This is a genomic window from Agrococcus sp. Ld7, assembly GCF_045064095.1.
In the GTDB taxonomy this organism is placed as follows: Bacteria; Actinomycetota; Actinomycetes; order Actinomycetales; family Microbacteriaceae; genus Agrococcus.
In genome coordinates, this window is record NZ_JBISGY010000023.1 from 84,230 (window position 1) to 97,201 (window position 12,972).

Annotated in this window: 11 protein-coding genes and 1 pseudogene; 8 read left to right on the forward strand and 4 right to left on the reverse strand. The window is 65.7% G+C overall.

Annotated elements, in window-relative coordinates:
• Window positions 1-40: 40 nt before the first annotated feature.
• Window positions 41-1,054 (reverse strand): SIS domain-containing protein, encoded by a 1,014-nt coding sequence (locus tag ACJJVL_RS03890; RefSeq protein ID WP_405217002.1) that lies wholly within the window; start codon window positions 1,052-1,054, stop codon window positions 41-43.
• Window positions 1,055-1,253: 199 nt separating this feature from the next.
• On the opposite strand from ACJJVL_RS03890, the gene ACJJVL_RS03895 reads away from it, so the two are divergent.
• The 7 genes from ACJJVL_RS03895 to ACJJVL_RS03925 all read left to right on the forward strand — a co-directional run bounded on the left by ACJJVL_RS03895 (window position 1,254) and on the right by ACJJVL_RS03925 (window position 8,099).
• Window positions 1,254-1,958 carry a GntR family transcriptional regulator gene (locus ACJJVL_RS03895; RefSeq protein ID WP_405217003.1) on the forward strand — a complete coding sequence of 235 codons (705 nt, stop codon included), beginning with the start codon at window positions 1,254-1,256 and terminating at the stop codon, window positions 1,956-1,958.
• Window positions 1,959-2,147: 189 nt separating this feature from the next.
• Entirely contained in the window at window positions 2,148-3,146 is a 999-nt protein-coding gene (locus ACJJVL_RS03900; RefSeq protein ID WP_405217004.1) for an ABC transporter substrate-binding protein, read from the forward strand.
• Window positions 3,147-3,196: 50 nt separating this feature from the next.
• Window positions 3,197-4,207, forward strand: a complete 1,011-nt coding sequence (locus ACJJVL_RS03905; RefSeq protein ID WP_405217005.1) for an ABC transporter substrate-binding protein — start codon at window positions 3,197-3,199, stop codon at window positions 4,205-4,207.
• Between the two features lie 5 nt (window positions 4,208-4,212).
• A complete protein-coding gene (locus ACJJVL_RS03910) occupies window positions 4,213-5,247 on the forward strand; it encodes an ABC transporter permease (protein ID WP_405217006.1) in 1,035 nt (344 codons plus the stop codon).
• 10 nt (window positions 5,248-5,257) lie between these two features.
• Entirely contained in the window at window positions 5,258-6,019 is a 762-nt protein-coding gene (locus ACJJVL_RS03915) for an ATP-binding cassette domain-containing protein (protein WP_405217007.1), read from the forward strand.
• Between the two features lie 194 nt (window positions 6,020-6,213).
• Window positions 6,214-7,344 (forward strand): M20/M25/M40 family metallo-hydrolase, encoded by a 1,131-nt coding sequence (locus ACJJVL_RS03920; protein ID WP_405217090.1) that lies wholly within the window; start codon window positions 6,214-6,216, stop codon window positions 7,342-7,344.
• Window positions 7,341-8,099: an HAD family hydrolase gene (locus ACJJVL_RS03925; RefSeq protein ID WP_405217008.1), complete on the forward strand. Its 759-nt coding sequence runs from the start codon at window positions 7,341-7,343 to the stop codon at window positions 8,097-8,099. The genes ACJJVL_RS03920 and ACJJVL_RS03925 overlap by 4 nt, the downstream gene beginning before the upstream one ends.
• 518 nt (window positions 8,100-8,617) lie before the next feature.
• On the opposite strand, the pseudogene ACJJVL_RS03930 reads toward ACJJVL_RS03925, so the two are convergent.
• The 3 genes and pseudogenes from ACJJVL_RS03930 to ACJJVL_RS03940 form a co-directional block, all read right to left on the reverse strand.
• Window positions 8,618-9,031: pseudogene (locus tag ACJJVL_RS03930) on the reverse strand (PIN domain-containing protein); the annotation flags it as partial.
• A gap of 32 nt (window positions 9,032-9,063) precedes the next feature.
• Window positions 9,064-9,501: a helix-turn-helix domain-containing protein gene (locus ACJJVL_RS03935; protein WP_405217009.1), complete on the reverse strand. Its 438-nt coding sequence runs from the start codon at window positions 9,499-9,501 to the stop codon at window positions 9,064-9,066.
• 161 nt (window positions 9,502-9,662) lie between these two features.
• Window positions 9,663-10,619 carry a DUF4349 domain-containing protein gene (locus tag ACJJVL_RS03940; protein WP_405217010.1) on the reverse strand — a complete coding sequence of 319 codons (957 nt, stop codon included), beginning with the start codon at window positions 10,617-10,619 and terminating at the stop codon, window positions 9,663-9,665.
• 131 nt (window positions 10,620-10,750) lie between these two features.
• Here ACJJVL_RS03940 and ACJJVL_RS03945 point away from each other — a divergent pair, with 131 nt between their 5' ends.
• Window positions 10,751-12,907, forward strand: coding sequence for a cell wall-binding repeat-containing protein (locus tag ACJJVL_RS03945; RefSeq protein WP_405217011.1), 2,157 nt, complete (start codon window positions 10,751-10,753; stop codon window positions 12,905-12,907).
• Window positions 12,908-12,972: the final 65 nt, after the last annotated feature.

Consider the following 12,972-nt stretch of genomic DNA (forward strand, 5'->3'; position numbering starts at 1 on the left):
CAGGGCCGGTGACGACCCTGCCCTTCGATGCATGCGGAGGCTAGAAGTTGCCCTTCTTGTAATAGCGGCGCGTGGTGAGTGGGTGGTCACGCACAACCTGCAGGTGCATGCTCAGCCGCTCGAACGCTGCCGCGATGACGGCCGGGGCGATCAGAGCGCGCACGTCGTCGGAGATCGCTGCGAGCTCGAAGTCCTTCGTGTCGAACACGCGCAGCTTCTTGGTGACGGTGGTCGCGAAGCGCTCCACGCGGTCTGCCAGCGGTCGCTGCTCGTCCTCGCCCTTGATGAGCCAGACGCTCGTGTCTTCTTCAAGAAGCTCGAGCGTGCCGTGGAAGAAGTCGGATGCGTGCACCGGACGAGTCCAGATCCACTGCATCTCTTCCAGGATGCACATTGCGTAGTACCAGCCCTCGTACCAGGTGTTGCCAGCACCGGTCACGATGTGGTGCTGCTCATCCTTGATCTCGGCGGCGAAGGCCTCGGCGCGAGGCTCGAAGGTGCGCTTGACCTCGACGAGCTGGGCCGGCAGCGTCTGTAGCTCGGCGATGATGTGGTCGTAGTCGTCGATCTCGCCGCGGACGTCCATGATCGCGAGCGCGATGAGCAGCGACTGCAGGTAGAAGTTCTCGCTCGAGGTGTCGTCGGCGCAGAAGTTGGTGAAGTTGATGTCGGCCTGCTCAGCGAGCGGCGTGTCAGCCTTTGCGGTCAGCGTGAGCACGCGGGCGCCCTTGGCGCGCACGAACTCGAGTGCGGCGAGCGCTTCCTTGGTTGTGCCGGAGACGGTCGGGAAGATGACCAGCGACTTGGGGCCGAGGTGCTTGCTGTCTGAGTTGACGAGCTCTGCTGCCATCTCGACAAAGGTCGGGAAGGTCGAGCGGGTCTGCAGCAGCCGCGCTGCGGGCTGCATCAAGAAGTTCACACCGCCAGCGCCGGCGAAGAAGATGTTCTCCAGCCCATTCGCGAGTTCGGTCTCAATGGCACTGCGGATTCCGGCGGCGTGCTGCACTGCCCCGCCCTGGATACCGAGGTACCGCTCTTCGTCAAAGTTCAGCATGTCGCATTCCATCCTTCATCAGCGTGCTCGTCGAGCATCATGTCGGACAAGTGTAACAGGACGTCTGGCAAGTGCGGAGATGCTGGTGATCCGCGGTGCTTGGTACGGTCAAGCGACACGCCGGAAGCTGCGATGCAGTTCAAACCAAGGAGACACCCTGTCCAGGACCACGCCGACGGCTCGAGCCAGCCGGGGAAGCATGGTGCTCCGCGTCTACGACCAGATCCTCGCGCTCATCGCCGACCTGGGTTTGAAGCCCGGGGATCGACTGACTGCCGAGACCGAATTGGCTGAAGTCTTCGGTGTCTCGCGCTCGACCGTCAGAGAGGCGCTTCGACTCCTCGAGCAGGAAGGCGTCGTGCACGCCAAGCAGGGGCAGGGCCGATTCGTGTCGGCGTCTGGCTCGTTGCGACTTGAGCGCCCGATGACGAAGTACGAGAGCATCACCGAGGTGCTGACTGCCCGCGGTTACGCCGTCACGAGTGCGGTGCTCGACGTGCGTGTTGCTGCAGCGGATGCTCGTGAGGCCGACGCACTCGGCCTCACTGCGGGCGACGAAGTCATCCGTCTGCTGAGAATCCGTTACGGCAATGACGAGCCGCTCGTGGTCAGCGAGAACACCTTGCCGCATGCGGCGATGCCCGGTCCTATAGAGCACCGCGACTGGAGCGGCTCGCTCACGCTCGCGCTTGCGGGTCACGGTCACCTTGTCAACGCATCCATCGCAACCATCTCGGCTGTCGAGCTGCCCGAGATCTGGCAGAGTCGCTACCACCTTGAGGGACTGGGCCCGTGGCTGCTCGTCTCTGAGGTCGGCATGACTCGCACCGGCGACCACGTCTTGCTGGCGTCGGACTATCACCGAGGGGCCGAGATCTCCTTCAGCGTGCTCCGACACCGCTGACATCTCACTCGCGCCGCTCGAGGGCTTGGCCTTCGAGCGGGCTTTGTCGTGCCCGGATGCTGGCGCACTTTGGAGCGGGTCGACCCAGGCAGGTCTGACTACCGCCCCTTGATGTAGGGCATTCATGGTGTAGTGTCTGACAACATCCGACCTCACTGGGGGGATCGGGCCAAGCAAAGGAGCTTGACTATGAAGCACAAGAAGGTTTCAGCCCTCCTCGCAGTAGCGACCGTTGCACTCACCGCCGGCTGCGCCGCCGGAACGAGCCCAGAAGGCGAACCCGCCGACACGCAGGGCGCCGCGGCAGACATGCCGAGGATCGCGTTCATCCCCGGCATCTCCTCTGACCCGTTCTTCGTCGCGATGGAGATCGCAGCGCAAGAGCAAGCTGAGGAACTCGGGTTCGAGCTCGTCTATCAAGGCAGCTCGAGCGACTATTCGCCGCAGTCGCAATTGCCGTTCGTCGAGAGCGCGCTCGCAGACGACATCGATGCGCTGATCATCGCCCCGACGGACGGCGACGCATTGCAGGCATCGGTGCAGCGCGCAGTCGCCCAGGGCATCCCCGTCATCACGGTCGACACGACCGTCACCGATCGGTCTGAGCTCGTCTCACATGTCACCGGCGACAACGAAGACGGTGGCCGACAGGCAGCGATCGCAATGGCAGAGCTCGTCGGCGGCGAGGGCCAGGTCTTCGTCATCTCGGGTGCGCCCACGATCACGACCGACACGCAGCGTGTCGAAGGCTTCGTCAACGAGATCGAGGCGAACCACCCCGATATCGAGATCGTCGGCATTGAATATGCCTACAGCCAGCCGTCAGAAGCGACGACGAAGATCAACGCGGCGCTGCTGAACTACCCAGACCTCGCTGGCGTGTTCGCGGTCGAGGGCAACAGTGGCGTCGGTGCGGTCGCGGCACTGCGAAACGCGGATGCCATCGGCGACGTAGCGCTCATCGGTTACGACGCCTACTCGAACCAGGTTGCCGAGCTCGAAGAGGGCCTCTACAGCGCCCTCATCGCCCAGGATCCTGCCGAAGAGGCGCGCATCGCCATCGGGTTCGCGCTCGCGGCCATCGAAGGCCGAGATGGCGACATCGAATCTGAGGTCATCATTCCGAACGTGGTGATGACAGCCGAGAACCTCGCTGAGACGCGCCAATACCAGTACGCCGAAAAATAACCGAAGAAGTCTGCAGGTTGAACGACACCAACCACGAAGGACGTAGCACTATGCGCACGAAGAAGTACCAGAAGCAGGTCATCGCAGTCGGCATCACCGCTATCACAGGGCTGGTGCTCGGTGGCTGCGCAAGCAGCGGGCCGACGACCGAAACGGATGCCGGTCAGGGCGAGGCAGCAGACCCCATCCGCGTCGCTTTCATTCCGGGGATCTCGTCGGATCCGTTCTTCAGAGCCATGGAGATCGCGGCCACCGCTGAAGCAGCAGAACTCGGCATCGAGCTCATCTGGCAGGGCGCATCGGACGCGTACTCTCCGCAGGCTCAGCTGCCGTTCGTCGACGCAGCATTGGCCGACGACATCGATGCGCTGGTGCTCGTGCCGACGGATGCTGACGCGTTGCAGCCGAGCGTTGCGCGGGCCACCAGCCTGGGAATCCCCGTGATCACGGTCGATACAACGGTGACCGACAGGTCTGAGCTCGTCGCGCACATCACGGGCGACAACGTCGATGGTGGCTCGCGCGCGGCCGAAGAGCTGAGCACGCAGACCGGGGGAGAGGGCACCGTGCTCGTCATCTCGGCATCGCCGACGAACACGACGGGCACGCAGCGGGTCGAAGGCTTCGAAACGACGCTCGCGAGCGACCATCCGGGGCTTGAGATGCTGCCGGTGCAGTTCGCCTACAGTCAGCCATCTGAAGCAACGACGATCTTGAACACGACGCTGCTCGAACACCCCGATCTCGCCGGCGTCTTCGCTGTCGACGGCACGTCATGCACCGGTGCGATCGCAGCGCTCAACAACGCCAACATGGTGGGCGAAGTCTCGCTCATCTGCTACGACGCGTATGCGGCGCAGGTCGCTGAACTCGAGGCAGGATCGATCTCCGGCCTCATCGCACAGGACCCGGCGCAGGAAGCACGCCTTGCGCTGCAGTATGCACTGGCGGTTGTCACTGGCGAGGGTGCGGATGCGATCGAGTCAGAGGTTGTCATCCCCAACGTGGTCATGAATCTCGCCAACCTCGCCGAGACTCGCGAGTACGAGTACGCGGAGTGAATCAGGTGAACACGACGACGAAGGATTCGCCGACCGTCGAATCCAGCCCGCTCAGGGAGCGGCGTGGTGGCCGATGGATAGAGCTCGCCACGCGGCAGGAGACGCTGCTGATCCTGGTCTTCGCGATCATGGTGACCGTCTTCTCAATCCTGAACCCGCGCTATTTCTCCACGGCCAGTTTCGGCAACATCATGCAGGATTTCGCTCCTGTGATGCTGATGGCCATCGCGCAGACGTTCGTGATCATCACGGGCGGCATCGACCTCTCAGTTGGTGCCGTCCTCGGGCTCTCCGGAGTCTCCGCAGCCTTGACGATTCGCGCAACGACGGCGAACGGCGTCGACCCGGGTCTGAGCATCGCGGCCGGCATCGGCACGGCGCTGCTCGTCGGCGTGCTCGTCGGTGTGATCAACGGCTTGCTCGTGACACGCGTGAATCTCGCACCCTTCATCGCGACACTCGCCACGATGGGCGCCTGCATGGGCACGACCCTCGTGGTCACCGGGGGCGTGCAGATCGCAGGTGCCCCCGCTGAAGTCGTGCACATCGGCAACACCCGGTACCTCGACATCTTCACGGCACCGCTCTTCGTCGCGCTCGTGATTCTTGTCGTGGCTGCGATCGTGCTGTCGAAGACGCGCTTCGGCCGCCACACCTACGCCATCGGCTCGAACGTCTTCGCCGCACGCGTCGCGGGCATCAACGTGAAGCGGCACCTCATGAAGGTGTACGTGCTCGGCGGCGTGCTCGCCTCGATCGCTGGCCTGTTCGTCTACTTCCGACTCGGATCGGGTTCTCCCGCCTCTGGGCGTGGAGGAGAGTTGCAGGCGATCGCTGCTGCAGTCATCGGTGGGGTCAGTCTCATGGGCGGTCTTGGCCGTGTCACCGGCGCGGCGCTCGGCGCGCTCATCACGGCAAGCGTGCTCAGCGGGCTCATTCTGATCGGCGTCGAGCCGAATGCGCAGCAGATCGTCGTCGGTGCCCTCATCGCCGTCGCTGTCGCCGTGCAGGGCATCGGCCGCTCGAACGCAGGAAGCTAGGGAGAGAGCAATGACCGCACAGCAGCCTGTATACGAAGCACGCGGCATCAGCAAGCGCTACGGCAACGTGATCGCGCTCGACAACGTCGACTTCTCGGTCGCAGCGGGGGAAGTGGTCGGCCTCGTCGGCGACAACGGCGCGGGAAAGTCGACCCTCGTGAAGGCACTCTCAGGTGCCCACCGCCCCAATTCTGGCGAACTCTACCTCGACGGCGAGAAGGTCGAATGGCGCTCGCCTCACGAGGCGCTCGAGGCCGGCATCGAGACCCTGTATCAGGATTCCTCGCTCGCGCCCGACCTCTCGGTCAGCGCGAACATGTTCCTCGGTCGTGAGCAGGTCGTGCCAGGGTTCTGGGGCAAGCTCGGCTTCCTGGCGAACAAGCGCATGGATGAGGTGGCGAGCCAAGAACTGGAGAACGTCGGCATCGCGGTGCCGTCATCGACACGCTCGATCTCGAAGCTCTCCGGTGGTCAGCGCCAGGCCGTCGCCATCGGGCGTGCGGTCAGCTGGGCGAACAAGGTCATCATTCTCGATGAGCCGACGAACCACCTTGGTGCGCGCCAATCCTCAGAGGTCTTGCATGTCGTCAAGGCAGCGCGTGAGCGAGGCCTTGCCGTCATCTTCATCTCGCACACGCTTCCGCACGTGCTGGAAGTGACCGATCGCATCGTCGTGCTACGACTCGGCAAGGTGTCGGTCGAGGCGCCAACGAGCGAATTCACGCCTGACTCGCTGGTCAAGGCGATCACAGGGCTCAGCGGAGCCGCATGACCGGGATGTCAACCGAGCCAGATGCTGATCTGCTCGCTCGTCTCGATCGTGCCGTCGCCGAGCACGCCGAATCGGCTGAGACGCTCCTGGTCGACCTCATCGCGATCTCGAGCGTCAATCCCTTGCAGCCCGGAGTCAACGCCGAAGAGCACCTGGGCGGCGAGTCTGCTGCGAATGCGCTCCTCGCCGAGTGGATGTCTGGCGCGGGCGCCGAGAATCACACCGTGACGGGCGACCGCGGCCGCGATAATCTCGTTGCTGTGCTGCCTGGCTCTGGGGGAGGGCGCTCGCTCGCGGTCAACGCCCACATCGACACGGTCGCTGCACAAGACGGGTGGCAGACCGACCCATGGACCGCCGTGCGCACAGGCGACCGAATCTACGGCCTCGGCACGACAGATATGAAGGCAGCGCATGCTGCGACGTGGCTCGCGTTCCGTGCGCTCTCGCAGGCCGGCGTGCAGCTCGCTGGCGATCTCCATCTGCACTCGGTGATCGGCGAAGAGACCATGAGCCATGAGCTGGGTACCACCGCGGTGCTCGACGCTGGATTCGCACCAGATGCCGCATTGATTCCCGAGCCGACGTCGCACGACGACGGTGCGCTGCAGGTTGCAAACACCGCCGCAGGCAACTACCTGTTCTCGATGACGGTGCGTGGAAAGTCGACGCATTGGGCTTCGCGCAACCTCGCCATCAGGGCCGGTGGCGGGGGCGATACAGTGGGCGTCAACGCGATCGACAAGGCCGTCTACATCTACTCGGCGATGCGTCAGCTCGAAGAGCAGTGGGCATTCACGAAGCGCCATCCGCAATTCGCGCCGGGCGCGTTCATCATCCACCCTGGTGTGCTGCATGCGGATGTCGGCTTCCCGGCTGCGCCATATTTCCCTGACCGCGCGCGCTTCGACTACCTGCTCTCCTTTCCTCCAGGTGACACCTCGGAGGCCATCCGGGCAGAGGTCGAAGGGCACATCAACGCGGCCGCAGCGCTCGACCCGTGGCTTGCCGAGCATCCGGTCGAGTTCGAATGGATCGACACCTGGCCGCCCGCCTACACCGACCCGCAGAGCGACTTCAGTCGCGCGGTGATGGCCGCGCGCAATGACGTGGCGGCAGGCTTCGGGGCGCCCGCCATGGATGCCCCGCGGCCCAACGGCGCACAGTCGGATGCGTCGTTCTATGAGGCGCGGGGTGTGCCCGCGATCGTGTGCGGCCCTGGCAACCTGCAATCTGCACACGCTGCGAACGAGTTCGTCGACCGAAGGCTGATTTCGGCAACTGCGCGCATGATCCTGCGAACAGCACTCGGGTGGAGCACGTGACGAGCGAGTCGGCCCCCACGGCATCGGTGATGGATGCATCTGGCGCGGCGACTTTGCCCTATGAGGCGGTCATCTTCGACTGCGACGGGGTGCTCGTCGACAGCGAAGAGCTGGCAATGGAGGTCTCGCACCGACTGCTCGCCGAGCTCGGCCTGCACTACGATCCCGCAGAAATGCGGCGGCGCTTCGTCGGCTGCTCCAGTCGGTTCTTCCGCGAGACCGTAGAGGCAGATCTCGGGCGTCCGCTGCCGGAAGATTGGGATGCGCGCTCGGGCAGTGCAATGGCGGCGGCGCTGCGGCGGGACGTCGCCGCCATACCCGGAGTCGAAGCGGCACTGCGGTCCATCCGTCTGCCCGTCGCGGTGGCGTCGAACTCGGGGCACGAGCGCATCCGCCTGAGCCTCGACACGGTCGACCTGCTGGACAGGTTCGAACCAGCAATCGCGAGTGCGGAAGATGTCCCCGACGGCAAGCCCGCTCCCGACGTCTATCTGCACGCGGCCGCTCTGCTGGGCGCCGACCCCGCCCGGTGCATCGCGATTGATGACAGCCACTTCGGCGTGCGCGCGGCCTATAGCGCGGGAATGCGTGTGCTGGCCTTCGAGGGCGCTGGCGAGATCGCGGAGCTGCCGCGGTGCGACCGGGTGACGACGTTCCACGATATGCGAGAGCTACCGGCCTTGCTCGACGCTCTGCAGCGCGAAGTGCTGGGGAGTTCGATCCCCTGCGACGATGCGATCGGACAGACCCGCTGAACTTGAAGGCCGACGATCGCGAGGACCACCAGCACCGGGATCGAATGACCGAGGCCGAAGAGGACCGTGGCGCCCCAGGCGAGGAAGCCCTGGCAGCTTGCGACCAGGCCATCCCAGAAGCTGGGCGTGCCCGTGGGGCCCTCGACGGTGGTCAAGCGGATTCTGCACCTCGATGGTCGACATCGTCACCTACTCGTCGAGCGAGCGCTGCTGCGACCACCTCGATGGTCGACATCGCCACATGCTCGTCGAGCGAGCTGCTGCGAGAACAGGCTCTCGAGCTCGGAAGTGCGCTGCGCCAGCCGGCCTTGGCCTCCGGTAGCCAAGCTTGCGGTCAAAGCTGGAGAGGGATCTATCGCAAGTGCGACGGCTTGAGGTAATCGGTCGGACGGCGGCCCGCCTGAGCCTTGAGGTGCCCGAGGACCCTGAGGCCGAACGTGGGGGCGTCGGTATTAAGCAGGCGGTTCTGCAAGTCCACCCGCTCGCCGCGATCCGCGTTGTACTGCCGCGCTCCTTCGTCACTTGGCTGGTAGCACCGGGCAGGCCGTCGTCGACAAGGATGAAGAGTCATCAGAGTGATACACCGAGTACTGCAAGGAATCCGATCGCATGTTTGCAAATCCACGGTCGGCGGTGACAAAAATCTTGGCCTGGGAAGCAACTGCGGCCGCAAGTACGTGCCGATCGTGCGGATCGGTGCCGTTCCACCTGGTCGCCCCGTCGAGATCCGGCACGACCTCGTCGAGGTTCACGCGAGTTGCTTTGACGAGGCGCGTGACAGCTGCGCCGTTTGCCTTTGCATGGCGGCGTCGAAAGGTCCGTCCGGCCTCGATGAGCACGTCCGGGCTGCTATGGAGCGTGTACATGCCGTCTGTCGCGTTGCGCAGGAGAAACTGCCAGTCACGGAGCACGCGCGAGTAGAGGACGTTTGCGTCGACGAATACCGCTGCTCCACCCTTCGACGCTAGCTGTCAGTCGAGTTCGAGGTCCTCGGCCGCGCACTGCATCTCCTGAACGTCAGTCGACGCAGTTCGTTTCGTACGTCGCGCTGGTAAAGGACATCCTTGGTCAGCACCCGCGTGTGGGTGCCAACGTTGCGTGCACGAAGCGAGTCCCCCCGAACCAGCTTCATCAGGGTCGGTCGCGACGCCCCAAGGACATCTGCTGCAGCAGTCGTCGTCAGTTCGGTTGGAAGAGTCTGCACGTTCGTTCGACCTCCGCACGCGTCGCTTTCCAGCAGGCTCGTGAGGAACTGAGCGAGCTCTGGCGGGGCCGAAACGTCCTGGCCGTTGAACCTGTTCGTCACGGCATCCACGTCATGATCCGTGATCTGCCCAACGAAGTCGGAGGCTCGCCTCTGTAGCTCGTCGTCGATTATGAAGTTGCCGTTCGCGAGAGTCATCGTGGTCATGATTTGCGCTCGACCTGGTTGCCCATGCTCGATGCTAGACACGCTTCAGTTTCAAGTGAAATCCTCCCTCCGCAAGGTGTGGACGTTGTCGCCGATCTCGTTCGCGGACCGACCCACCGGTCAATGATCCGTGTGTCACTCCGCCGTGAGCGCTACGGCACGTTGATCGTGCTGCTCGTCGTCACCGGGTTCACGACTGTGGTGCCGTGCATCGGCTGAGGTCGGGCCAGCATCCATTTCCTGGTGCGGCGGATGATCAGGAGGGCGATGAGAGCGATGGCCGCGAGGATCACGAGCGCCGGGATCGACTGGCCGAGGCCGAAGAGGAACGTGGCGCCCCAGGCGAGGAAGCCCTGCCAGCCGGCGACCAGGCCATCCCAGAAGCTCGGCGTGCCGGTGGGACCCTCGACGGTGGTCGAGCGGATCTGCACCTCGATGGTCGACATCGCGACCTGCTCCTCGAGCGAGCGCTGCTGCGACAGCAGGCTCTCGAGCTCGGAGGTGCGCTGCGTCAGCTGCGCCTCGACCTCGAGCAGTGTTTCTGTGTCGGCGGCCGTCGTCAGCAGCTCGGTGAGGCGCTCGACGGATGCGCGGGAGGCGTTCACCCGCACCTCGAGGTCGCGCACCTCGTTGGTGACGACCTGCTCGCCCATGTCGAGCGTCGTGACCTCGGCGAGCGCCCGCACCGCGTCGAGCATGCCGTCGACCTCGACGGCGGGCACCCGCACGGTGAGGGTCGCCCAGGCGGGCTCGAAGTCGGTCGAGGCGCCCTCTGCCCTGCGGTCGATCGCCCCGCGGCGTGCCTCGGCGGCGTCGGACACCGCATCCGCCACTCCGAGGGGATCGCCCGCGCGCATCGCGACGCTGCCGGAGATGATGACTGCGCGATCCTCGTCGGCGGCCGCCTGGGGCTGCCCGCCGCCGGAGGCGCCGGTGTCGCCGCCGTCGCCGGACTCCTCCTGGGAGGGCATGCCGCCCCAGTCAGGGGCAGACCCGATGCCGGGCTCGGCGCCAGGCGACACGGTGCTGGCGCCCATGGCGCCGCAGCTGGTGAGGAACACGGTGCCGGCGATGACGATGCCGGCCATCGAGAGGAGTCTGCGGGTCATGCTTCCACTGTGCGCGCAAGGCCGCAGAAGCACAGCCCAACCTTTTCTGCGAGTTGGGCGTCAGCGGGCATGTGCGTAATTCGCACCCGCTCATCGGTAGGCTGAACGGGCTCAAGTGAGAGAGACTCAACATGATCCTTCGCCTTCTGGCCTCCGTAGCAGCGGGCGTCGTCGCCGCCGCATCTTTGCTGCTCGCGGCTCCTGTCGCATCGGCCGTTGAGTCAACGCCGCCGGTCGTCCACTGCTACGGCGCATCGACCTTCGCCAACCTCTGCGGAACTGAGTCGCCGTCGCCGTCGCCGCTGCAGCAGCATGTGCCAGACGGCGTGACCGTGGTGAACTACGCGGTCGGCAGTCATCGGTCGTTCGCCATCGCTACGAAGATGGGCGTGCACCGGCTATCGACTGGACGGTCGATCACGATTCCCGCGACCGGTGGGATCGAGATCGGCGTTCCCGCCGGGCTGCCGGTGCCGGTCGAGCGTTTCGACCGCCTCACCATGCGGTCGACGATCGCCGGCATCGAGGGAACGTTGCTGCGCGGCCATGGCGCTCAGTGGCGGTTCACGAGAGCGCAGGCTGGCAGGGCGCAGTCCGTCGCCGCCGGCACGCCCATCGTCTCGCTGGAGGTGCCGCAGGCCGGCGCCATCTCGATCATCAGCCCCGGCGTGAACAACCTGCTCGAGGTCGATCAAGTGATGCGCGACCTCGCCGCTATGGTCGCCGCCCACCGCGCTGCCTCCGACGCGCCCTACTGGGTGGCGACGGCGAATCCGGCCTGGGGAGGGTTCGACTCCTCGTACGGAGCTGCGCGGTTGCGAATCAACGAGGCGATCCGCGCGACCTACGGCGATCACGTCGCTCCCTACGGGGAGTACCTCCTCAACGGTGCGCTCGCAGACGCCGGCATCGTCCCCACCGCCACCGACCGTCGGCGCATCGCCAACGGCATGACCCCCGAGTCGTTCCAGCTCTCGGCGAAGGACTGGACGCACCACAACACCGCAGGACGCCAGATCGGCGCACGGTACCTCGCGCAATTCGTATCGGGGGAGATGACGACCGACCGCGCCTACGACCGCTTCAACGCAGACGCGAGCCTGTCGGTGACGTCACGCAACGACTCGATCGCAGTCTCGGGCTGGGCATTCGACGGCAGCGATGTGCACCAGCAGGTGTCCGTCGCGATCTCAGTCGACGGCACGCACCGAGCGACTGTGATCGCGAACCGATCGTCACCGAGCCCGACGGCAGACGACGTGCCCGGGGCGCACGGCTTCTCATGGACCACCGCCGCTTCCGACGGCGCTCACCGGGTGTGCGTCACGGCGCTCGGGATCTCGGCGGGCGAGGACTGCCAGCCGAGGTGCGCAGGGGTCACGGTCGAGCGGTACCCCGCACCCGGCAGGATCGCCGGCAGCGACCGGTATGCGACCGCGGCCGAGCCCTCGAGCCGGCACTACCCCGACGGAGCGAGCGAGGTCTACATCGCCAGCGGCCAGGTCTTCGCTGATGCGCCGAGCGCGGCGGCGGCGGCCGCGCACGTCGAGGCTCCGCTGCTCCTCACCCATCGGAGCGCGCTGCCGGCGGCAACGCTCGCCGAGCTGCGCCGCCTCGACCCGAGCTCCATCGTGCTCGTCGGCGGCACCCCCACTGTGTCGCAGGAGGTCGAGGAATCGCTCGAGCGGATCGCACCGACGGTCACGCGGATCGCGGGCGCCGACCGGTACGAGACGAGCGCCCTCATCGCAGAGCACGCATTCACGGGGGCGACGACAGCCATGGCTGCGACGGGACGGAACTTCGCCGATGCGCTCGCGGCGGGACCGGTCGCGGCGCTCCACGATGCACCGGTCGTCCTCGTCGACGGCCGCGGCAAGCCCGCGACCAGCACGCTGAGCGTGCTGCGCTCGCTCGGCGTCGAACACATCACCGTCGTCGGCGGTACCCCATCGGTGAGTGACGCCACCATGGCTGCGCTCAGTCAGCAGCGCACGAGCGATCGCTTCGCCGGGTCGACGCGCTACGAGACCGCGGCGCAGCTGAGCCACGCGTTCGGCGGCCCGACGAGGAGCATCTACGTCGCCTCGGGCTCCACATTCCCCGATGCGCTCGCGGCCTCTGCGGTCGCCGGCGCCGACGGCATCCCGTTGCTGCTCACGCCCGGCACGTGCATGCATGCAGCGGTGTTCGACGAGATCGAGCGCCTGGAGCACCCGAGGGTGACCCTGATAGGTGGCAAGCCGACGCTGTCGGTGGCAGTGGCGAGCTTCCGCCGCTGCGGATAGCGCGAATGTTGACGGTGGCCACAAGCGTTCATCGGTGATGAGCTCGGACTAAGCCCAACCGTTCG